Here is a 23,618-nt window from a genome sequence, read left to right as displayed (position 1 = left end):
TGTTGCGTGGCGTTAACCCAATTATTTACGTTCCTTTATTTAGCTGTTAACGATACAACTCATATGGCACGTCATTCACTTTCTGAGAGCTGCTCCTTCAACTGATAAATAGGCTGTCACGGATTTCTTTGACTATGAAAAAAGGAAGCGATCGTTTATCGGCAACGAATGCTTCCTCGACTTAGCGCTAACGAAGTGCAACTTCCTGTTTTGCATATACGATGCGATAAAGAACCGGAAGAACGACAAGCGTGAGGAGCGTCGAAGATACAATTCCGCCAATCACAACGGTAGCCAACGGTCTTTGTACTTCTGCACCAATACCTGTATTCAGCGCCATGGGCACAAACCCTAAGCTTGCCACTAATGCCGTCATTAGCACTGGACGTAATCGAATCAGTGCTCCTTCAACAATGCTATTCACTAATTCTCCGGTTTCTAGCAAACGTTGCTTTATAAAGGACAGCATTACCAATCCGTTTAGCACGGCAATTCCCGATAATGCGATAAACCCTACCGATGCGGATATGGATAAAGGCATATCCCTTAACCAAAGAGACATTACACCGCCTGTTAATGCCAAAGGGATACCTGTGAAGATAATTAACGCATCGCGTATAGAGCCAAACGCAATCACCAGCATAGTCAATATCACAAACAACGTAACGGGTACCACAATAGTCAATCGTTGACTCGCACTCTCGAGCTGCTCAAAGGTTCCACCATAGTCGAGCCAATAACCAGCAGGTAAATCTACTTCATCATTGATTCTCGCCTGAGCTTCTTCAACAAAAGTGCCAATATCTCTGTCACGCACATTTGCTGTGACAACAATACTACGTTTGCCATTTTCCCGGCTTATTTGGCTAGGTACTTCTTTAAATGCCAGTGTGGCTAATTCGCTTATCGGTACATGCTCACCAGAGGGCGTGACGATGGGAACGCTCTCAAGCTGAGTGAGTTCATTTCGAATGTCGTCGCCATATCGCACGACAATCTCAAAGCGTCTGTCGCCGTCAAAAATCATTCCAGCGGTTTCTCCACCTGTCGCAGCATTGAGCCATAACTGCAAGTCGGCTATATCCAAACCAAAGCGTGCCAATTGATCAGGCTTTGGTGTGACGGTGAAGATTGGAATGCCTTCTACCTGCTCAAGCCTCGCGTCATCAGCTCCTTCAATCGTTGAAATAACGGTCAAAATGTCAGAAGCAGATGCAAAGAGCGTATCTAAGTCATCCCCAAATAGCTTTATCCCCAAATCTGCCCTTACGCCACTAATCAATTCGTTAAAACGCATTTGTATAGGTTGCGTAAATTCATAATTATTGCCGGGCAAAGTAAACAAGTCCTCTTCAAACGTTTCCACTAACTCAGCTTTTGTCATTGATGGATCGGGCCATTGCTCCCGAGGCTTTAAAATAACAAACGTATCAGTAATGTTTGGTGGCATAGGGTCGGTGGCGACCTCACCCGTACCCGTGCGACCGAATACCGTCTGTACTTGCTCATACTGCATAAGTTTCGCTTCAAGAGTTTTTTGCATTTCAACTGCTTGTTCTACCCCTGTCCCAGGGATCCGTATTGCCTGTACTAAGATATCACCTTCATTGAGCTGGGGAATAAACTCGGAGCCTAATTTACTGCCCATCCATAAACTGCCGACAACCAAAGCACTCGCTGCTACTACCACTAGCCATCTAAAACGCAGCGCTCCGGTTAAAACAGGACGATAGACTGCCTTTGCACCTTTAATAATTGGGCTTTCTTTTTCGCTAATTTTACCTCTCATGAAAATTGCTATCGCCGCAGGCACTACGGTAAAACAAAATACCATTGCGGCAAGCAAAGCCATTATCACGGTCGCTGCCATGGGGTGGAACATTTTACCTTCGACGCCAGTGAGCGTGAACAAGGGGATATAAACAATGGTAATGATCAATACACCAAACAAACTGGGACGTATGACTTCATTAGTGGCTTCATATACAACATTCAGTCTTTCTTTGAGCGGTAGAGTTGCGCCGTTTTGCTTCTGGGATTCGGATAATCGCCTGATACAGTTTTCAACAATGATAACTGCGCCATCGACAATCAAGCCAAAATCCAGTGCGCCTAAACTCATTAAGTTAGCAGACACATCGGTTTTGACCATACCGGATATCGTGGCAAGCATTGCCAGGGGTATTACAGCGGCTGTAATAAGTGCAGCTCGCACATTCCCAAGCAAAACGAATAGCACAACGATGACAAGTAAAGCGCCCTCGACGAGGTTTTTCTGTACTGTGTCGATGGTTTTGTCAACGAGGCTTGTTCTATCGTAAACCGCTTCAAGGATAACGCCCTCGGGTAAGCTTGTTTTAATGGTTTCGAGCTTACTGTCCACAGCTTTGGCGACCGTACGAGAGTTTTCTCCCACTAACATCATTGTCGTGCCAATCACTGTTTCTTGGCCATTTAACGTGCCGGCTCCAGAGCGCAGCTCTTTACCGAGGTTGATTTGGGCGATGTCTTGAATTTTTACCGGTACGCCATCAATGATCTTAACAACCACTTGGCCGATATCGTCGATGCCCTTCAGTTGGGCTTCCGATCTGATCAGTACTTGTTGCCCATTTTGTTCTACAAAACCAGCGCCTTGATTCGCATTGTTGCGTTCTAGCGCACTGAGAAGGTCACCTGTACTTATCCCAAAGTTTATCATTGCGACTGGATTAGGATTCACATGATATTGCTTTTCAAATCCGCCTACCGCATAAACCTCGGTTACCCCCTCAACAAGCGACAATTGGGGCTTAACTACCCAATCATGGATCTCCCTTAATGCCATAGCATCATAGGGTTGACCGTTGTCCTGTCGCGCCTGAGGCTCAGCACTTAACGAGTACATGTAAATTTCACCCAAGCCTGTGGCGATAGGGCCCATTTCAGGGGTTAACCCTGTTGGCAATTGCGCCGCGATGGCGGTGAGACGCTCGTTGACGAGATTTCGTGCGAAATATAAATCGGTGCCCTCTTTAAACACGACTGTGACTTGCGACAAGCCATAGCGTGATATCGAGCGGGTATACGATAAATTAGGCAAACCGGCCAGCGAGGTTTCAACTATAAACGTTATGCGTTGCTCAGTCTCCAAAGGCGAGTAACCTGGGGTTGCGGTATTTATCTGCACTTGCACGTTGGTGATATCAGGCACAGCATCAATCGGCAGTTGTTTGTAACTGTACATACCAAAAAAGGCGACAAACAAGGCGAACAACATCATGACACCACGGCGCTCAATCGACAGACGGAGTATTCGTGCAATCATGCTCTCACCTCACCGTTTTTATGGACTTGGCTTTGCTTTTGACAATAAATGCGCAGGTAATTAGTCATCATCGCCCGCCTCCATTTTTAATAAATCAGCTTTTAGTAGATAGCTATTTTCTACAACGACTTGCTGGCCTATTTGAACGCCCTTCACAATCTCTACTAAACGGTTGTCCGTGTTCCCAAGTTTTACTTGGCGGGGGTAAAATCGTTCCCCTTCTTTGACAAAAACAATGGTTTGCCCATCTAACTCTTGTATTGAACTTTTGGGGAGTGCCAGATTGACTTCTTGGAAACCAATCTGAATATAACCCTCTACCATAGCGCCTAAAGGCCAATAACCACTGCCATTATCAACGTTCACAAACGCGATAGAATAGGGTTTGTCATCCGGTGAGGACGTAATGTGGCTTATACTTGATTGTTGCTGCAATTCCTCAAGCCTTAAAGTGACTTCCATATCAGCGGCAATATGAGTACGTTGTTTGGGGAAAATAGCCAATTGAGCAATTGCGCGAGAGTAATTAGCAACAGAAAGCAGCACTTGACCGTTGGTGAGCTCACCATCATTGGCGTGTCTAGCTATGATTTTTCCAGACATCGGTGAGGTGATTGAGTATTGATTTAAACTCTCGTTTGACTCAATGATTGCCAGTGTGTCACCTTTTTTTACTTTATCTCCAATATTCACCATGATACGTTTTACAACACCGTCGAAGCGGGCACGAATATGACTCAGTGACGCAGGATCATGAACTATCCGCCCAAATGTTCTGGTTGTGAGCGATAATGATCCTGACGCGGCTGAAGCAGTCACGATATCGTGTTCAAGCATCCGTTCTTGAGATAACACTACGTACTCGGGTCTTTCTTCGGCTTCCTCATCGTCATCATCAGCCAGGGCGACAGTAGCAAACAGTAAAGTAAGTAGCATGGCTAACACGCCAAGCAAGTCACGTGCGCTAGTGAGTAATGTAAATTGTGATGTATTCATTATTTTTTCTCTAGTAATTCTGATGATTGAGCAGACGTCGAGGGAGAGTCAGAAAACACGGGAATTCCCGTAAGTGCCTCTAGATCTGCGCTTCGAAGGTGGACTAAGCCTGCGGCTTTTATCAGTGTTCGTTGCATATCTATGAGTTGCTGTTGCGTTGTCACCCACTCTATATAGTTGTAGCGACCACTTTCATAGCCATCCCGCGCCAATTTCAATGCAGATTCCAATGTGGGAACGACATTGTCTTGAAGGGTCGTAACAGTGAGCAAGGCTTGGTCTTTTGCGCTAATGACTTGATTTAATTGGCGAGTGAGTTCACGAATTTTCGCTTGTTTTTGATAGTCGATACTGTCAAGCAATGCGCGCTGTTGTTCGTATTCTCCTAGATTCCGCTGCTTGGTATTTAACGGCACCGAAATACTGGCGACTAACGCTGTGTCATTAATTCCCTGCATTCTTCGGATACCGGCTTCCCACGCAATGTCGAACTGCTGACTGGCCTGAACCACTCTCAATCTGGCCTCTTGTACCCGATAGTTATCAGCATAAAGCAGAACGTGTGGATTGCTTTGAAGCTGTGAAAGCATATGTTCAAGTGATAGTGAATTTGGAAACGATAACAGTGTCCCTTCAACTTCCGCAAACGCAGCGTTAGTGTCACCCCACATGATGGCCAGGTCGCGTTTATACTCATTGAGTTTTTGTTCACTTATCAATAACGACAAACGCGCCTGCGACAACGCCGACTCTGCACGTTTTTTCTCAAGTGGTGAAGAAGCTCCCGCTTCAACCCGTGTAGAGACTGTCTGAAGCATTGTGCGAGCCAGCATTTCAGCTCGTTGCTCAGTCTTGTGCAACGCTTGTTGGACAATGACATTGATATATCGTCGAGTTGTTTCACCTAGGATGTCCAGCGTACGAATTCGCCGTTGAGTAAGCAGTTGTGTTTTTTTTGTGCTCACCACATTCATTCGGCCGCTGACTTTATCGCCAAGCTCGATGACCGACGATAAGGTCAGTGTCAAATCGGCATCTTTGATACCAGACACTTCGCCTGTTCCCAACACATTTTCAACTTCAACCCCAACAGACATTTTGGGTCGTAAATTGGCCATTTTTGATTCACCATCCAATGCCGAAGATTTAAAATCGAACACAACTAAATCTGGGTTGTTTGATAATGTGCGTTTGAGCGCATTTTCAAGCGTGATTGAAGACTTTTGTGCATTGGCAGATTGAACAGATATGCTCATTGTTACGAGTACAGCAGATATCAATTTCAGATACGCTGAGCTAGCTTTTTTTATGCCCAATGGGCGAGAAAAACTCATAAAAGAACCTTTTTTCATAAGATAACGACATACATGGAAAGCGCCCATGCAAACATGTAGAAGGGAATGGATTAATGTTGAGGTGGGCGTAAAAGACCTTCGACTAGGCCGTCAGTGACGTTGCGGGAATAACTGTATTGATTGGTAGATAACGGTTTAGCTACGTCACTTATTGGGTGTTGTGCCAGAAACTTAATCTGTCCACATTGACACAGCACACAATGCAAACACTTAGACTCTTCACTCGACGTATCATTAGCATTTACATTTTTTTCGGGAACACCATAATTGCTTATGGACTTTGATTGTTCAGGGACTGACGATACCTCCGCCGGGTAGTCATCGCATTGAGCGGCGAACGAAAAGCCCGATTGACACATGAGCAAAGTAATAAGTAACCATGCCAACCTACGCAGTTTTGATGTGCAATTAAAAATTGGCATGTTCTTATTAATTTTGCGCACTAAGCGCTCGCTGTCTTTCATTTTTAGCATCTTCGAGGATCATTTTTGCCCCGCGCAACACAACGCACGAAACTATCACACCGATAACCAAATCAGGCCATCGAGAATCGAGCCAAAACACCAAAACGCCAGCAAAGATAACACCTAAGTTGGCAATCACATCGTTGGCTGAAAATATCCAGCTTGCCCGCATATGCACTTCTTCATTTCTTTGTTTGCGTATGATCACAAGACAAATGACATTAGCAACCAGTGCAACTGCCCCCATAGCCATCATTAGTCCCGATACAGGTTCGCTACCGTAAATTGACCGTCTTACAATATCAATGATAATCAACAGACCCAGTGCCATCTGAAAAAAGCCGCTAATTCTAGCCGCATTCGCTTTGTGTAATAGCGATTTACCAATAGCATAAAGGGCAACACCATAGACAACTGCGTCGGCGAGCATATCAAGTGAATCGGCTATTAATGCGGTTGAATCAGCAAGCAACCCGATCCCCATTTCTATAACAAACATTGTCGCGTTTATTCCCAAAAGCCAATACAAAACCTGTCGTTGAGACTGGTCTTTTATTTCAACTTCGCACCCACATCCGCTCATTAGAAACACACTCTTTACTGATGAATGACATGAGTATAAAGTCTATACTTGGTATAGAGTCAACGGTTAGGAGAAAAAAATGAAAATTGGTGATGTCGCAAAGACGACAGGTTGTAGTATTCAGACCATTCGTTTTTATGAAAAGAAAGGTCTCTTACCTGAGCTCAAGCGCTCAAGTGGAAATTATCGTGTCTACGACAAGGGGACTATTGAACAACTCCTGTTTATTAAACAGTGTCGTTCATTAGATATGTCTATCACGGAAGTAAAAACGCTCATGGACAGTCGTTCGAAGCCAGATCAGAGCTGTTCAAATATCAATACGTTAATAGCTAAGCATTTATCAGACGTCATTATTCGCATTGAAGAGCTAAACGCATTAAAGTCATCACTCGAAAATATGGCGTCAAAGTGTGATCAAGACAAAACCATTAGGGACTGTGGCATTTTAAATTATTTACACACTTAAAAGTATAAGAACCACATAATTTTACTGTGCGCGCTCGCCTCAACGTGTATCTATCGGCTAACATTCGTCATGCGTATAGATTTGTGAAGCAAAAAATACTAGCCTGAACTTTTGATACTGAGTAAGCTATGCATATTCATTTGTGGCCCTACAAAGCGATTTACATCGGAGTCAGTCCTGACAATGATGTTCATGCACATCATGCTGTCCAAATTTGCATTGGTTTAGACAAAGACATCGCGGTTCAAGATTACAAGGCACAAAATATTCACACCGGACAATGTATTGTGATTTTCGAAGATGTCCCTCACAAGGTTTTGGCACAGGATAATCAAATTGTAGTCATCTATTTAGAGCCTGAAGATAGGCATAACCAACAATTTCTCACTGCCTTGCGTCAAACCAGGAGTGATGGAATTAATACTCTGCCGCTTACTGGTAAAGAATTGGGATACATTTCTCAGCATCTATTTACTGACGTCGATATCGACAAAGTGTGGAAAACAGTAAATAAAGCGGTAGGACTAGTCTACAGTCCTGCGTTTTCATCGCGCCCAGAGGATAAACGGGTACGAGCGGTCATCGACATTATTGCTTCGCAGCGAGGTTGTGCAATCGATATGGCGTTTTTATCATCGAAGGTTTTCTTGTCCCCAAGTCGTCTCACACATCTTTTTAAGCAAGAAGTGGGTATACCTATTAGTCGTTTTATTGTCTGGTGGCGTGTGCGCGCCGCAATAGAACAACTGAGTAAGTCAGCAACATTGACTGAGGCTGCCCATGCTTCGGGTTTTTCTGACTTACCTCATATGAGTAAAACGTTTAAACAGCTGTTTGGATTTGCACCTTCCTCGTTATTCAAACCGCACACCATTAAAATTCACAGTAATTAGCCGTTTGATACAAGCCGAATCAAGTTTGACTAGGGAATAATATACGCATCTATAAAAACGCGAATGTGTAAATACTATGAGAACGCTGGTCCAATGGATGTTCAGTCCGCTATTTTTTTTAAGCTTTATCTTTGCTGCAACCAGTATTTCCCAAAACACAGGATCTCCAGCTTGGCTTATCCCCCTGCTTTTATTCGCCATCGCCTTATCTTTTGCAGCTGAGAAATGGTTACCATATGAAAAAGCATGGAATACACCGCAGGGAGATTTCGGGCGAGATATAGTGCATGCCATTGTCAATGAAGGCTCTTTGGCTCTCACGGTCGCGTTTATCCCAATAATGACCGCGATAGTGCCCCACTTCAGTATTTGGCCTCACCATTGGCCACTACTAGTACAACTTGGCTTTGCCATCATCGTCGCTGACTTTGGGATAACGATGGCACATTATTTTAGTCATAAATACAAAGTGCTTTGGCGCTTACACGCGGTTCATCATAGCGTTGAACGATTGTACGGGTTCAATGGATTGTTAAAGCATCCCCTTCACCAAGCGATTGAACTAAGTGCAGGTACACTCCCTTTACTTTTGATAGGTAGGGTTCTACCCCGTTTTCACGGACGGTTTGATAAAGACGTAAACTTGTTGTCTTGATTCGCTAGTCTACGTCGCATTCTTGGATTATGAAACAGCTCAATATAATCGAATATGTCAGCTCTCGCTTCATCCCTTGTTCGATATTGTCGATAGTTAATCCGTTCACGCTTCAGCATACCGAAAAAACCTTCACAGGCGGCGTTGTCAGCGCAGTGGCCTACGGCACTCATGCTACTGATTAGGTTCTCGCGCTTGAGCAGTTTCTGATAATCGCCGCTGGTAAACTGTGTCCCGCGATCAGAGTGCAGCACTACGTTATGTTGCTCCTGACGCTGCCAGACCGCCATTTCGACGGCACGCATGACCATGTGCCTGTCCTGGCGATGATGCATTGACCAACCCACGATGAGTTTGCTGAACAAGTCAAGCACCACACACAGATAAAGCTTGCCTTCCAGTGTCGCGATTTCAGTGATGTCAGTGACCCACTTGGTTTCCGGCTCCTGCGCTGTAAAGTCACGTTCAAGATGGTTGGCTAGTCCAGCAGGACGCACTGATTTTCGCTTTGCGCCTCTGCCTTTTTTACGTGGCCAGCCATAAAGCCCATTGACTGACGTTATCCGGGCAATGCGATTTAAGCTACCTTCAAAGCCTTCGGCTTGCAGGTCTTCATACATGCGCGGCGCGCCAATAATACCGCCACTGTCGTCATGAATTTCTCGCATACGCTCAAGCAATTGAGCATTGGCGATGTCACGCGCACTGGGCTGACGCTCCACCCACGCGTAATAACCACTCGGTGACACGTTTAGGCAGCGGCACATCATGCGAACGGCAAAGCTTTCGCGGCAACGCGATATCGCCTGATACCTTACGGTAACTCTTTGGCGAAGAACGTTGCCGCTTCTCGCAAAAAATCGCGTTCCTTTTTGACTTTAGCCAGCTCTCTTTTTAGCTTTGCCATCTCTTCATCGCGAGGGCTGCCATGGCCTTTAAATGCCTGGTCTTTAGCCTGCTCAGCTTCACGCTTCCAGCGGTTTAACAGGTTAGGATTAACACCGATATCCAGTGCTATCTGGCGACAACTCACACCCGGTTGCTGGGTCAGCAAAACGGCTTCACGTTTAAACTCGGGGGAATATTTTCTTCGTTTGGTCATAGACACTCCTTCTAGGCCTATTATGCCTTCTTATGGATGTGTCCGTAAAATCTGGGTAGAACCCCTCAAATACAACGAATGTTAAGAGACATTACGCAGCAAGAGCCATGGCTCGTTACGAGTGACACAGATAAAAGCCATGCAGTCATTCAACAATTTAGAAATTCAGCTGCGCCTTGGTTAATTTCAGTTGGTATGGTCAGTGAGGGAACCGATATTCCAAGACTACAAGTATGCTGTCACCTTAGTCGGATCTGCACTGAACTGCACTTTAGACAAGTGCTTGGCCGTATCCTAAGGAAGCGCCCAAAAGATAATCATCAACAAGCAACTTTGATTGTTCCTGCGCACCCAGAGTTAAGTGAATTTGCCGCGATACTCAAAGCAGAAATTCCTGAACATGTTTCGGTGGTCTGGCGTAAGAAAAAAGGCAGCAGTTTAATGACATCAGTAAGTTCATCCAATGACACGCTAAAGCCTGATCCTGTAACAAATATAACAACTCAAACCATAGAAGGCTTGAGCCTTACAGAGCCGCAGACTGCGACGAATAAAGGGGCGACTTCTAGCGCTTTGGTCGCGCTAACGTCGTACGGAAGATTTGAAAAAGAGGTACTCCGTTTCACATAAATCGGAAACGATAAAAAAACAGTTCAAACGAAACAGAGGAAATTAGCTTGATTGGATTAAACAACGCGTACCTTATTGCTTGTTTTATTCTCGCTCAAAAGGTAATTCGCAATCTCCACAAATGACATTAAGTGTGGCTTTGCCGTAGATCTTTGTATCACATCCAGGACACACATGTTTACTGCGCGTTTGACGTTTAGCGACTTCTGGAAGGTAAAATGTGTCTGGCATAGCGTTGAAATCGTCATTCGTAGACGGTAATGCGCCAGATGCTGCCTCATCATCCAATGACACAACGTTGGCATTTAATACATCACTTGCATGAGCACAGTGTTCAACTAATGCATCCTGCGCCAACGTGGGTGTGTCGACAATCACAGGCTCATGAAGCTTGGGCAGCGCCAATCTATCTACCCAGTTTAGTCTGAAATCTATATCTTGCGTCAAGGTATTCGCCGCCTTCATAAAAGGACCTTGTTTCATGATAAAGTCACTCATATGACGTCCTACGATCGCACCTCCGGGCTCGCCTGTATCGGAGGGCATCAAACCGACATCCATCATCTTTTGTGCCCATTGTCTATTGTGGTAATGGCCATCGCTAGGCTGTCCAAAATGAAACTGCCATGCATGGACCATTTCATGAACGAGCGTTTGAAAGATTTCAATCATTCTTGATGAGGCGAAATAGGCGGGATTGATGCTGATTTCACTACACAGTTTACCTTGTGCGTTACCCCATCGCTTAGCCGCGAAGAACCCCATGACATTCTTTTTTCGTTGTAAGGTGAAAATCACGGGAGGCAACGCATTGTCAAATAAGCATGCATTAAAATGATCGTATGCGGTCACGAGCGGTGCGTAAAGTTCATCTGTAGGCGACATGACGTAATTACTACTATTCTGACATTCGTTACAATGTACATTACATTAGTGACGACAGTTTTGTTAGAAGATACGGTTATTAAAAATAGAAGAGTGATTCCAAAATACTTTATTTTGTACAGTGTACACTGCACAAATTTATCGATAATGTTATTAAAAAGTCGATATTAATATCGAAAAGGAATGAACATGGCACAAATGAAGGTGCTATCTGCTGCAAGAAAACAAGCCTTTAATAGCGTACCAAAATTGACCAGAGAAGCAACGCTTGGCTATTTTACTTTGGATTTAGAAACAAAAAAAATCTTACGTAAAATGCAATCGGATGTGGCGAAAGTGGGTTTTCTCGTTTCAAAGGCTTATTTTCAAGCGAAAGGACGGTTTTTTGAATCGAGTCGTTTCTTTGCTGCTGATATTAAACGAGCATCGCGTGTACTGGCGCTCAGTCACGCTGTCGATATGGAAAAATACACCCCAGAAATGGCAACTCGTCATAGGAAACAAATCCTCGCTCAGTATAACTGGCAGGCCTACAGCAATGAGACCGCAGCACTGTTAGCCTTACACACAGACAGTTTGGTCTCTATTCGCATGAATAAAGAAGACATCTTATTTGCATTGGTGTCATTTTGTTGGATGCGACGTGTGGAGATCCCTTCATACAACCAGTTCGTGGACATTATCTCTATCGGATTTCAATCTTATGAAACACGGATGCTTGAGCGAGTCGAGACATCATTATCCGCAAAAAAGAAAAACGCATTAATTCAATTTTTTCCACAACATTCACATCTACACTCCATAGGCGAGTTGAAAAGGATTGACCAAGGGCTTGGGCAACGAAGCCTCAATCAGAACGCTTCTATTTTAAAACTGTTTAGTGAGCAATTTAGTGAGTTAGCCAGAGTGTATAAAAAGGTTAACTTGACAGATGAAGCCATCACACATCTTTCTGATGCTATATATTTGGGAAACAATGACGAAATCAGGCGCCTGAAAAATGACAATAAACAATCGCTTTATTATCTTTCTTTTATTTATGATCAGGTTCACAAACGTAATGACTTTGCCGCTGATGCACTTCTCAAAGTCGTTAAACAATTTACGAATCGCGCAAAAGGTGATGAACGAAGCAAACGTGATGAACAACGGTTAAGCACATTAGAAGCAAATAGAACCGTGCTCAATAGTGCGAAAGACGCCAAACGCGTCTTAGAGCTGGTGTTTTCAATTACCAAAGATCCAAATCTATCATTTGAAGAGCGTAACGAACGTTCCCAACAGTTGATAAGCGCTTTTTTTAATGCGCAAAATCCGGAATTTGATAAGCATATTGAGCGTGTAGGAAACAGCATAATCAAACAAGCAACACACGCTGATTACTACAGCTCGCTTTTTGAAAACAGTCTTAAACTTCAACGTTTACTTGGTTCACTTATTAAAGCGATGAGTTTTGACAAACAGAGTAAAAATCAAGCGCTGCTAGATGCAATTGACTTTTACCTTTCGCAGCCCAAAGCGATTGACGAAGATTCTCCTACTGCGTTTCTAACGAAAACCGAAGCTAATCTTCTGTTTGAGGAAGACGATATAAACCCGCTTAATAAGTATCGTGTATTTCTTTTCAATGCAGTAGCAAAAGGACTCAAAGACAAATCACTCACCCTAGAATATTCGTACCGCTACAAGCAAACGCCCAGCTACATGATTGGAGTCGAAGAGTGGCGTAATCATAAGAAGCGATTATTGGCGGCTGCTTCCCTGGATAAATTTATTTATGGTCGTTCGGTTCTCGATGGTATAGGTATGAGTGTGACCCAGCGATTTGAAGACGTGACTCGTCGTATTGCTCAAGATGAAAACCCCCATTTCTCTGTCAAAGACGACGGAACTTGGCGTATTCGATACCCTGATCCAGAATTCTCCATTGCTAAATACATCCCAACCTTACTAGGATCATCGCGTTCAGTCACACTTCAAGATGTCATGTTCGAAATTGACCGACATACAAATTTTTCAAGCTGCTTTAGCAATCGGCTTCCTCGCGGCGGTAATACAGAGATTGATATTCGTTTACTTTTTGCCACGGTGTTAAGTTTGGGAACGAACCTTGGGCACACTGAGCTGGCCAGAGCCAGTAAGCTATTTTCTGAAAAAGCATTGAAAGATACTGAAAATTCTTGGGTATCGATTACCAATTTACAACGAGCGAATGACTGTCTGGTTAAGACTATTCAATCTCTCTCGCTGCCGACAATCTATAACGAAAATAATGGCAGGCTGCACACAAGTAGCGACGGTAAGAAGGTTGTCGTAAACGTCAATTCGTTGTTGGCAAATTACTCATACAAATACTACGGAAAAGAACAAGGCATAAGCGTAAATAGCTTCTTGGACGAAAAACAGTCTTTCTTTCATGTTAACGTTTTGACATCATCAGATCGTGAAGCGCCTTATGTGCTAGAAGGATTGGTATCTTCTAAACACACACTGATGCAAGACGACATTGAGGAACATATTCACAGTACAGACACCCATGGGTATACAGAGGCGGTATTTGCCGGTCTTTATCTCATGGATGTTTCATTTGCCCCTCGCATTAAAAACGTTCATCACCAAACGCTTTATGCTTATCATTCCAAATCAACACAGAAGTATTCTGATTCACCACTTGCCCCTAAGTCCCAAATCAATAAAAAACTTATATTGGATAATTGGGACGACATTTTACGATTGATGGCATCGATGAAATTAAAACGCTGTAGTTCATCTCAGATGCTCAAAATGCTATCCAGCAGTGAGCGTGATAATACTTTGTATAAGGCATTTAAAGAATTCGGTAGGTTGCTAAAAACCCACTTTATTCTCAATTATGTAGACGACGAAGAACTAAGACAAAATATTCAAAAGCAGCTCAATAGAGTTGAGCTGGGGCAAAAACTTGCTGATAAAGTACTTTTTGGCAGAAATGGCAAGCTTCAGGTTGGTTTGCACGATGAAGTTCAGTTGGTGATGGCTAGCAATACTTTACTGCGCAATATGATAATTCTATGGAACTACCTTTTCCTCTCTGACTACTGCTTAACATTCGATTCTGAAGAACAACGCGCAAAAGTAATAAAGTCAATTTCAACTGGCTCAGTCATTGCTTGGGCCCATATTAACTTTATGGGTATTTACGAATTTAACCCAGTAGGTAAAAGCAGGTTTAATGCGACTTTAAACCAGATGCGCGATGTTTCCATCTAGATAATTTATTATTATCAATGGGCTAGCTCTTTATGTCGTAATCTAGTGACCTATACGGTGGTTCAGCCACTATTGCCCTTTTATAGCAAAGCCCGAAGCCTTACCGGTCTTCAAATTAAAGTTTCAGAGTGGTTTTGCCGATAATGAATTAAGCAAAGCAAAAAGGTGCAGTCATGAATTATTCTCGTTTCTTTGACGGAAAAGTATTACTTAAGAAGCAGCCGCTTGTTGACCAAAGCGCATTAGGCGCTATGTACCGGGGCAAGTGTTTTGACCAGCCCACGGTAGACTCCTTTAATGGTTATACTATTCAGTTCAACCGCGCTACAAGTAGACCGCTTCAGGAAGAGATTCTTGATAAGCGCAATCGACTCATGTTGAATGCGACGAGACGTAAATATCCCACAACACAAAGATTAATCGCAGCCTGATACAGGTCTTTACTGTATTGATATAAGAGCGTACGTAATATGATTTGGGTTGATCGCACTACATCAGGGCGCTTTTTACAGAGTAGTACAAAGACGTCTCTGCTCGAAGATAGCCGTAACGGTAATCGGCAATCCATTTTACCGTGCGTTAAGAATGTATTATCAAACAAACTATGGTTTTAGGCTGAATTAAGTCAAGAGGCTGGAAAATTGAATTGCCGGAACTCGCAACGTCAAAGGGTAGTTAACGAGTAGCTTAGGAACGGCTTCTGGTCTCAACCAGCGAAGTTATTGAAAATAGCCTGTCAGGTACAACTTCCCTACTCTCTACCAGTGCTAGCCAACTCAGCGCGACAAACGTTGCTGGAGTCAGCTGCGAATTGCCTCTGTGCTCGCATTATCAGTAGCACAGAGGCTTACCAGTTGGCAAAACGGATAAGCAACCGTTCTCAAAATCCACTAACGAGTAAACGAGTGAACCTGGTTTTAACCTGTTTCTTAATTTTTTTTAAACTTTTCAGAATTTTATTGAAGCGATCGTCACTTGACTGACTAATAGAAACTAACGTTGTTTTGGCTTCAGAAAACTCGTTATTATTCATAAGCAGTTCGGCCAGACGAAGGTTTGCTCAGTCTGCACTTGGCAAATCAACAGTATCAATTGAGGTGGCTTGCAGGTCTGCTAAATATTGTTGCAACGCACTAATCCCTTCCTGCGTTTTCTCACCACTCTCAGCAACCTGGATCAAAAGCTGACTTTGGATTCGATATGTCAGGCAGCCAACATGTCCAAATATCATTTTATCCGCCTGTTCAACCAGCAGTTCGGAATGACGCCCCATCAATATGTTCTGAATTGCAGGATTAACCGTGCAAGACAGGCACTCGAAATGGGAAACAGTGTATTTGACACTGCCGTTGACCTCGGATTTGCAGATGTAAGCCACTTTAATCGCAAGTTCAAAAGGACTTTCGGCATTACGCCACGCCAGTACCAGCGTCAGTTAGTCACCTGATTTTTACGATCTCACTACTTTAGAGTAATCCATGATTGACATAATTCTTTATGCCTTTGGCGTGATGTATACGTCTGGGCCAGTGAATGCTATTGGGCTTAACAATGGAATTCAAAGACAAAACCGCATTTCGGGGTTCTTCGCCGGCGTCGCCGTGGCCATGTTCATCCTGTTTTTCTCTGTCGCGTTTATTGGCGAACGGGTAATGAATTCGTCACTACTGACACTGACTTCGGTGCTCGGGAGCTTATATATACTCTGGTTGGCAATAAAAATTTTCCGGTCGACACCCACTTAGAATGCAGAAGCAACACCCCGGATCCTGTCATTTCGTGATGGTTTGCTTATGCAATTACTTAATCCAAAAGAGATCACTGTCGCACTGCCCGTAGCTACAGTGCACTTTCCTGCGGCAGGCATAACCGGATTCGTCTTGTTTGCCTGGTGTGTGGGACTGGCCATATTTGCGTTCGGGGCACCGTGGTTTTACTTTGTTTTTGGTCGTCTGCTTGGAAAGAACATTAATCATACCCGATATTTATCCGCGATTAATAAACTGATGGCGCTATTCCTGTTCGTTGTTGCGCTAAGTCTGGGACTAAATTCTTTTATTCATTAAATAGGTATTGTTAAACAGCCGGGAGGCAAAACTTTGCACTTTGACACAAAATTCGCGATTGTCGTCGCTGAAGATCTGCCAGTCTGGCAAAAATTGAATGTGGTTAGCTTTCTGTCCGGCGGCGTAACCAGTAGCCCAGATGTATTTACCGGCGAGGCCTACACAGACGCCTCAGGTAACAAATATCTGCCCCTCTGTGTGCAGCCAATTATTGTACTACAAGCCAGCCGGGAAAAGCTCAGTACGTTTATCAGCCGGGCAAACCGAAATCAGGCCGAACTGGCAATTTACATTGAGGATATGTTTGCCACTGGTAATGATGAAGACAACCGACAAACGGTTAGTCAGTACGCAAGCGATCAACTCCCGTTAGTGGGACTTGCAATGTGTGGAAATAAAAAGCTCGTTGATAAGGTGTTTAAAGGCGCTAAACTGCACGACTAGAATTCTGCACTCTTTGTGGAAATTATAGTTATGGCTTTCATCTGGCTTTGCTCGCTGCCGTTGTTAGCCAGTTGATATTGTTTATCCATACATCCACTTCTGACAACAAAAAAAGGGGCCTGCCGGCCCCTTAAAGTGGATTTTCTAAGTATTATTATAGTGAATTCAAAAACCGCAGCAGGGCTGACTTATCCGTATTCCCCAGGCTTTCGTAAGCAACTCGTGAACTCTCAGACTCACCACCATGCCAAAGAATAGCCTCTTCGATGGTACGTGCGCGACCATCATGCAGGTAGCTGTGTTCAGGACTACATACTTCATTGCCCTGCCCACCGATTGGGTTCACCACTCCGCCGGTGACACAGGCTGAGAGGCCTAAGCCCCAAAGCGGTGTAGTACGCCACTCGGATCCACTCGCCTCACCTTCTCCAAGATTATCAGCTAACCCTTCACCCATATCATGCAGCAGTAAATCGGTATAAGGATGAATAGTCTGGCCTCTTAGCTCCGCTAGTGGATGGAACTCGCTGGTTTGCAGCGTCGGCGTGTGACAGCTTGCACAGCCAATATCACTGAACAATTGCTTGCCAGCCTGCACTTCGGGCTCGTCAAGGTCGCGTTGTGCCCGTACACCTAGCAGTGAAATGTACTTAGCCAGTTCATCCAGATGTTTGTCAGACACTTCCGATCCTGAATCACCACATACCGTTTGCTCAGTCCCACAGTCAGGATCAGGGAACATGCTGTTCATTACGCCCATATCTGTATTAAATGCTGACGCCACCTGGTGCTTAACTGACGAGGTACCGGCTTTCCAGCCAAAGCGACCCAGACGGGTATCACCTGTCAGCGGGTCAATCACACGCTGTGCTTTGCCAGATATACCGTCAGCATTGCTGTCATCGGTATCTTCCATCGCCAGGATAGCGCTTTCCGGTACAGCTTCCAGTAAGCCCAGACCAACCAGTTGCGGAGCAATCCTCGCAGAGAAGCGTGCCGGTGTGCCGTTACTGAATTGATATACTGGTGAACGTAAGCCATTGTTCTCAGGCCATGACGCAATAGACACCGTGCCTTCACCGTCAGCGTTATTATCAATACCTATATTTTTAGGCTGTAATACACTGCCAATATGCGGGTCCGGATTGCCGTTGACATCCGCTACCTTAAATACCCATTTATCCAGAGGCTGACCGACAGGCGCTGGCGCAGCCCGGCCGTTACGTACGTGACATCCGGCACAACTCTCTTTGATATAGTGTGTGCCAGCAAGGCCTACTACATCATCAAAGATCCCGTTTTCACCATTTCTTTCATCGTGTCTGCCATCCACAAAACTACTGTGGTGGACGCGACGACCTTCTACAAATATCTGGCCATTGATATTGGACAAATTAGTAGCCATCTGCATGAAGTGGTTATCTGGTTCATTAGTATAATTATAAGGCAGCGTAGTGTAGCCCCCTAACCAGCCTTCCTGGGCTATAGGGTAAGAGTCTTCACGTTCTGAACTTTTATCATCGAAGTCACCTACTGTTTTCCAAGGCACCATCCCCTCGCCCACGATATACAGATACGTAGTGCCATAGTAATTTTCACGTCCCTCTGGTGGTGCGTCGAGGAACTGACTGACCTCTACTTCCATTCGTTGTCCCACTTGCAGCGGTAATGGTCCACCTGAAGGCTCCCAGTTCAGAGGCCGGTAATCATCAATAATTACCTGATAACGATACTGGTCACCCTCATCGCTAATTTTATTAAAATTAAAGTCATAGGTTCCGTTATCCACTTCAACTACAGCGCCGCCACCAAAATAGTTACCATGGTATTCAGCCACTGTATTCAGGCCGCGATACCAGGCCCTGAATTCGCGGGCACCCAGTTTCCACTCGGTAATAAAGTTAACCTCGATATGCGAGCCACCTTTGGCCACATAATCGACAAACTCAAATTGAGCGGTTCGGTGTATCCAATAGTGGGATAAGTAATGATCATAAATTTGGAATTGATCTTCTTTCGCATGGCGGTCTCGGCCACGGTCCGCAAAACGCGTCACCAGTGCGTCTCCGCGGTCAAAGCTGATGGCTTGATCCAACCCCGTCCGATCATTAAACAACGGTACCACTGCTCCTAATTCGACAGTGTAATTCACCACATGCCACACACCATTAATGCCATCACCGTTGGTGTCACCTGCCTGAGTGTCATTCTGGTAGAAATATAATGGACGCCCCTGATAAGCCGCCTGCAACTGTCCATCTTCACGCATAATGGTTGACAAATTAGCTACGCCAGACGCCGCACCATCATTCACTATTACTGGTGGCCAGTTGGTAGCGCAGCCGCCATTACAAACGCTGGCAGAATATGGTACATCATTATCAAACACGTAAAGCGTGAACCCGCTGGCCGACGAACCGTGTCCCCCCACTAAAATGTCATTTGCCGCCCTGACTTCATTTACAACAGTAACAATTTCACATCCCTGCGCATCGACATTCGCGCCGGGAGCGGTATTGGGGCACAAATCAAACTCATCAGCTACGCCGTCATTATCCGCGTCTGCGATGCTGGTAGCCGCACAGCCATTCTCATCAACAAGGGTTCCCGCAGGAGTGTTCGGGCATTGATCAAGACTATCAACAACCCCATCGTTGTCAGAATCCGTGACATCCGCTACGGTACAACCCGCTTCGTCAACTTCGGCCCCTGGAGGAGTGTTGGGGCACTGATCTAAACTATCTACCACACCATCGTTGTCTGAGTCGGTTTGACCTCCACCGCTACCGCCATTGCCTACATAGTAAGTCTGCTGGGCGGTATCGATCGCACCTCCGGATGCCTGAAGATAAGTAAACCAGTACACAATTTCATCGCCACTGCTTAAATTGGCAAGGTTAAATAGATTGATGCCACCGGTGTTTTGCATACGCACATTTTGCTGACCACCACCATTTACGATGAAATGGACATCTGCCCAATCCGGCGTATTCACAAAGAAATACACGCTGGTATCGCTGTCCTGAACCAGACCGGTTTCTGAGCTAACTGACACTGGGCAACCTGTTGCATCTACGGCAGTGTCAGGCGGTGTATTGTCGCACTGATCAATATTGTCATTGACGCCATCACCATCGGAATCCGAGTTTGAAATAACCTGACAGCCATTCGCATCAACAGGTACACCAGCAGGCGTGTTCGGACATTGGTCCAGGCTATCTGCTACGCCATCATTGTCGGAATCCGGATCTTCAGTTGGCCCATTGGCTACGACGATATCATCAAAGTAAAAGGTCCAGTTCGATGCATCGTTATCAGCGTTGCCTACTACCCCCAAATCAAAGATAAAGGTAATTTGCGATAATGTTCCAGCAATACCGGTGAAATCGAAAGACAGCGTTTCCCATCCAGTCCCTCCATGAGGCACATTGCGCTCCTGCGCTATTCCTTCAAGTTTGAACAGCACGTTCACTTCGCGCGCTGACCAGACTTTCATCGTAAAAACGGTATCGTTAATATCCAAAGACTGCGCGAGTGTCAGCGTAGAACCACCCCAGGGTGCGCCTGCAAACTTTTGCATAATGGCCACCTGGGTACTGGTATTGATACCTTCTGAATGCGGGTTTGCCAACACGTACGATACACCGCCATCAAAGTTTGCAAAGGTATAACTACCTGCTTCAGATTCGAAATCGAGGGACACATTGCCTGGCTCAGGCCCTGACGAGCCGCCATCTTCACTAGACGGATAGCTGATATCGTCATAGTAGAACGTCCAGTTTTCCGGATTTCCTGCCGCATCTCCCATTACACCGAGATCAAAAATTACGGTTATCTTGTTGACTCCGGTTCCGGACTCGCCGGCGAAGTCAAAAACTAACTCTTCCCAACCACTTCCGCTATGTGCAACGTTGCGCTCAACGTTCATACCTTCGAGTTTAAATAATACATTTACCACCCGATCAGACCATACTTTCATGCGGAACACGGTATCTTCCACATCCATAGATTCCGCTAACGTTAAGGTTGAACCTCCCCACGGCTGACCAGCGTATTTTTGCATCTGCACAACTTGTGCGCTGCTATTGCTACTATCAGAAACCGGGTTTGTTATTACCGTAGAAACGCCTCCGTCGAAGTTCACAAACGCGTAGGTTTCGGGTGCCTGTTCAAAATCGACAACCTCCACATCCGGCGTTTCAAAAATACCGATGTCGTCATAGTAGAACGTCCAGTCATTGGGGTTTCCGGCAGCATCACCCATCGTGCCCAGATCGAAAATAATAGTGATCTGATTTACCCCGGTACCGGCTTCACCACTGAAATCGAAGCTTAGCAACTCCCAACCGGAACCTGAATGCGCCACACTGCGCTCTACCAGCATACCTTCCAGCTTAAACAACACGTTTACCGGCCTGTCAGACCAGACATTCAGGCTAAACACGGAACTGTCTACGTCTATGGGTTCTTCAAGCGTAACCGTAGATCCTCCCCAATGCTGGCCTGCGTACTTCTGCATTTGGACGACCTGATTACTGTTATTGTTTTCCCCGCTATGAGGATTAGCGACAACAGTAGATACCCCACCATCAAAATTCACAAAGGTGTACTCGCCGGCGGACTTTTCAAAGTCCATCAGAATACGGTTAACAAACCCATTACCTGGTTCAACCGGTTCACCCTCTTTGAACGCGACGTTATCGACACGGAAAACCGCGCCTTCACCCTGCCCCCAATCCGGGAATATCATCACGACATCAATGCCATTAAGATTTAATCCTGCACCCGCAAGGTTTCTCAGGGGAATGGAATATCGGCGCCACTCAGTAGTCGGCTTATCAATCGCCACCACAGCTTCAGTGCTTGCGCCGGCTTGCTCTACCTTAAGATTCCAGTTTGCATTGGCATTGTTGGCAGGCGTAATTAATTTCAGGTCAAACTCCAGTACCCCATTTGCTAGCAGTGGAGAGCCATCGTATGCCTGGCGAACCTGTGCCACGTTGGTATTAAAACCAACTACCGTAGGTGTGCTTCCTATTGAAAATTCAACGGCATAGCCATGTTCTGCATCATCTGCGACCACCGCAGGTGTCGTGCCACCACAGCAATCCCAGGCTGGCCAGCTTGGATTTATTTCATTCTCAAAAATAACCAGCTCTTCAGCGATGCCGTCAGAGGGGGGCACGGGTAACGGTGCGGCGCCCTGAATTAACGTGCCGCCATTTTCGACTGGCTCATCGTAACCTGGGTCCTCGGTTTTACAGCCCTGACCATTTACAGGTGAAACCGCGCACTCGTAAACACGCACATAATCAATTTCGAATTTATTATTTTCATGGAAAGCGTTGGGATCTACACCGCCTGTATTCACATTTTCCGGCCAGCTACCGCCGACAGCAAAATTAATCAGCAGATGAAACTTCTCATCAAAAGGCGCCGAGCTCCAGTTCAGTTCGTTATTAACTTCTGTATACCAGCCTTTATGTTCCAGTCCATCCGGATACCCCTGCTGGTTATAAGTCAGCTCAGATTGACGTTGTGTAGAATACAGCACACCATCAACATACCAACGGATCTCACCTTCTTCCCATTCCATCGCATAAACGTGGAAGTCATCCATTGGGTTACTGCCATCTGGTAACGTATAGCTTTGTCCGGAATTGTCATTCTCTGGCCAGCTTTTACCGTAGTGCAGCGTGCCATGAACTTCCGATACGGTGTCGTTCGACCCAACTGCTGTTGGTGCTCCCAAATTTACGGCTTCAAAAATATCGATTTCGCCTGAATGGGGCCATCCACCATAGACGTTGTCGGTGGGAAGCATCCAGATTGCTGGCCAAGCGCCCTGTCCACCTGGCGCTTTTGCGCGAATTTCAAACCGGCCATAAGTCCAGTCACCTTTGTATTTTGTTCTTAAGCGGGCTGAGCTATAGGGTAAAGGCTGATTGGCTTCAGGCTTGGCAACAATATTTAAAATGCCGCTTTCAACGTAGGAGTTATCTGGGCTGTTTGTGTAACATTGCTTTTCCTGGTTGCCACCACCGTCACAGTTGATTTCGTGTTCCCATTTGGAGAGGTCTATGCTCTCGCCTTCGAACTCGTCACTCCACACCAGTACCCAATCTGACGCGTCGTGCTGCAAAACGCTGGAAAATGAAAGTCGGGTACGGCGATCATAAGCAAATGTTGCAGTGACCATCATCGTACTGCCAGCATCCAGTTCCTGATGTTCGAATACGACGTAAGGCACATCGCTGCTATCAAGTCCTGTTGGATCAATAACATCTAGAGATGCATCATCCAGCAACAACCTGAAAGGACCTTTGATTGTCTCACTGGTGGTATTGGTCACACTGACCTGAACAATGTAAGTACCTTCAGCCCGGACATAGCGAGCCCGTGACTCAGATACAGATACACCATCATTAATAGTCGCCCACTCAGCGAAAACAGACTGAGAAAACAACAACAAGGTACATAGCGTACCTTTTAGAAACGTCGATAAGTTCATGATTGGTCT

Annotated in this window: 16 protein-coding genes and 2 pseudogenes; 10 read left to right on the top strand and 8 right to left on the bottom strand. The window is 45.3% G+C overall.

The features are described from left to right. Positions 1-187: 187 nt before the first annotated feature. The 4 genes from ACLBLI_RS09675 to ACLBLI_RS09660 form a co-directional block, all read right to left on the bottom strand. Positions 188-3,307, bottom strand: a complete 3,120-nt coding sequence (locus ACLBLI_RS09675; RefSeq protein ID WP_218311144.1) for an efflux RND transporter permease subunit — start codon at positions 3,305-3,307, stop codon at positions 188-190. A 60-nt stretch (positions 3,308-3,367) separates the two neighbouring features. Further along, the gene (locus ACLBLI_RS09670) at positions 3,368-4,303 is read right to left on the bottom strand and encodes an efflux RND transporter periplasmic adaptor subunit (RefSeq protein WP_139758263.1); all 936 of its coding nucleotides are present in this window, start codon (positions 4,301-4,303) and stop codon (positions 3,368-3,370) included. Then, complete coding sequence (locus ACLBLI_RS09665) at positions 4,303-5,655, bottom strand: TolC family protein (RefSeq protein WP_414830860.1); 1,353 nt, start codon at positions 5,653-5,655, stop codon at positions 4,303-4,305. Before ACLBLI_RS09665 ends, ACLBLI_RS09670 begins: the two co-directional genes overlap by 1 nt. A 432-nt stretch (positions 5,656-6,087) precedes the next feature. After that, positions 6,088-6,705 (bottom strand): cation transporter, encoded by a 618-nt coding sequence (locus ACLBLI_RS09660; RefSeq protein ID WP_218311155.1) that lies wholly within the window; start codon positions 6,703-6,705, stop codon positions 6,088-6,090. A 79-nt stretch (positions 6,706-6,784) separates the two neighbouring features. On the opposite strand from ACLBLI_RS09660, the gene cadR reads away from it, so the two are divergent. The 3 genes and pseudogenes from cadR to ACLBLI_RS09645 form a co-directional block, all read left to right on the top strand. Further along, positions 6,785-7,174 carry a Cd(II)/Pb(II)-responsive transcriptional regulator gene (gene cadR, locus ACLBLI_RS09655; RefSeq protein ID WP_218311146.1) on the top strand — a complete coding sequence of 130 codons (390 nt, stop codon included), beginning with the start codon at positions 6,785-6,787 and terminating at the stop codon, positions 7,172-7,174. Between the two features lie 128 nt (positions 7,175-7,302). Then, entirely contained in the window at positions 7,303-8,067 is a 765-nt protein-coding gene (locus ACLBLI_RS09650) for a helix-turn-helix transcriptional regulator (RefSeq protein WP_218311147.1), read from the top strand. 76 nt (positions 8,068-8,143) lie between these two features. After that, positions 8,144-8,605 (top strand): annotated as a pseudogene (locus ACLBLI_RS09645) (sterol desaturase family protein); the annotation flags it as partial. 66 nt (positions 8,606-8,671) lie between these two features. On the opposite strand, the pseudogene ACLBLI_RS09640 reads toward ACLBLI_RS09645, so the two are convergent. Then, positions 8,672-9,824 (bottom strand): annotated as a pseudogene (locus ACLBLI_RS09640) (IS3 family transposase). Positions 9,825-9,902: 78 nt separating this feature from the next. Here ACLBLI_RS09640 and ACLBLI_RS09635 point away from each other — a divergent pair. Then, positions 9,903-10,454: a DEAD/DEAH box helicase gene (locus ACLBLI_RS09635; RefSeq protein ID WP_218311150.1), complete on the top strand. Its 552-nt coding sequence runs from the start codon at positions 9,903-9,905 to the stop codon at positions 10,452-10,454. An 84-nt stretch (positions 10,455-10,538) separates the two neighbouring features. Here the strand turns inward: ACLBLI_RS09635 and ACLBLI_RS09630 are convergent, their stop codons facing one another. Next, positions 10,539-11,339 (bottom strand): SprT-like domain-containing protein, encoded by an 801-nt coding sequence (locus ACLBLI_RS09630; protein WP_044447527.1) that lies wholly within the window; start codon positions 11,337-11,339, stop codon positions 10,539-10,541. Positions 11,340-11,528: 189 nt separating this feature from the next. Here ACLBLI_RS09630 and ACLBLI_RS09625 point away from each other — a divergent pair, with 189 nt between their 5' ends. Next, positions 11,529-14,588 carry a Tn3 family transposase gene (locus tag ACLBLI_RS09625; protein WP_414830859.1) on the top strand — a complete coding sequence of 1,020 codons (3,060 nt, stop codon included), beginning with the start codon at positions 11,529-11,531 and terminating at the stop codon, positions 14,586-14,588. Between the two features lie 173 nt (positions 14,589-14,761). Then, positions 14,762-15,019 carry a hypothetical protein gene (locus ACLBLI_RS09620; RefSeq protein ID WP_414830858.1) on the top strand — a complete coding sequence of 86 codons (258 nt, stop codon included), beginning with the start codon at positions 14,762-14,764 and terminating at the stop codon, positions 15,017-15,019. Positions 15,020-15,648: 629 nt separating this feature from the next. On the opposite strand, the gene ACLBLI_RS09615 is transcribed toward ACLBLI_RS09620, so the two are convergent. Next, complete coding sequence (locus tag ACLBLI_RS09615; protein WP_414831023.1) at positions 15,649-15,861, bottom strand: hypothetical protein; 213 nt, start codon at positions 15,859-15,861, stop codon at positions 15,649-15,651. Between ACLBLI_RS09615 and ACLBLI_RS09610 the strand changes: the two genes are divergently transcribed. From ACLBLI_RS09610 to ACLBLI_RS09595, 4 genes are read left to right on the top strand one after another with little or no spacing between them, the layout of a single operon-like run. Then, complete coding sequence (locus ACLBLI_RS09610) at positions 15,805-16,035, top strand: helix-turn-helix transcriptional regulator (RefSeq protein ID WP_414830857.1); 231 nt, start codon at positions 15,805-15,807, stop codon at positions 16,033-16,035. The genes ACLBLI_RS09615 and ACLBLI_RS09610 overlap by 57 nt on opposite strands. A 31-nt stretch (positions 16,036-16,066) precedes the next feature. Next, positions 16,067-16,333, top strand: a complete 267-nt coding sequence (locus ACLBLI_RS09605) for a hypothetical protein (protein WP_414830856.1) — start codon at positions 16,067-16,069, stop codon at positions 16,331-16,333. A gap of 48 nt (positions 16,334-16,381) precedes the next feature. Next, positions 16,382-16,654, top strand: a complete 273-nt coding sequence (locus tag ACLBLI_RS09600) for a hypothetical protein (RefSeq protein ID WP_414830855.1) — start codon at positions 16,382-16,384, stop codon at positions 16,652-16,654. 33 nt (positions 16,655-16,687) lie between these two features. Further along, complete coding sequence (locus ACLBLI_RS09595) at positions 16,688-17,098, top strand: DUF2000 family protein (RefSeq protein WP_414830854.1); 411 nt, start codon at positions 16,688-16,690, stop codon at positions 17,096-17,098. Positions 17,099-17,252: 154 nt separating this feature from the next. On the opposite strand, the gene ACLBLI_RS09590 is transcribed toward ACLBLI_RS09595, so the two are convergent. Then, on the bottom strand, positions 17,253-23,609 hold the full coding sequence (locus ACLBLI_RS09590) for a di-heme oxidoredictase family protein (protein WP_414830853.1): 6,357 nt from the start codon (positions 23,607-23,609) through the stop codon (positions 17,253-17,255). Positions 23,610-23,618 lie beyond the last annotated feature (9 nt).

The sequence above is a fragment of the Alteromonas sp. H39 genome (assembly GCF_047556435.1).
Taxonomy (GTDB): Bacteria; Pseudomonadota; Gammaproteobacteria; order Enterobacterales; family Alteromonadaceae; genus Alteromonas.
This window is presented reverse-complemented; position numbering and strand designations above follow the sequence as displayed.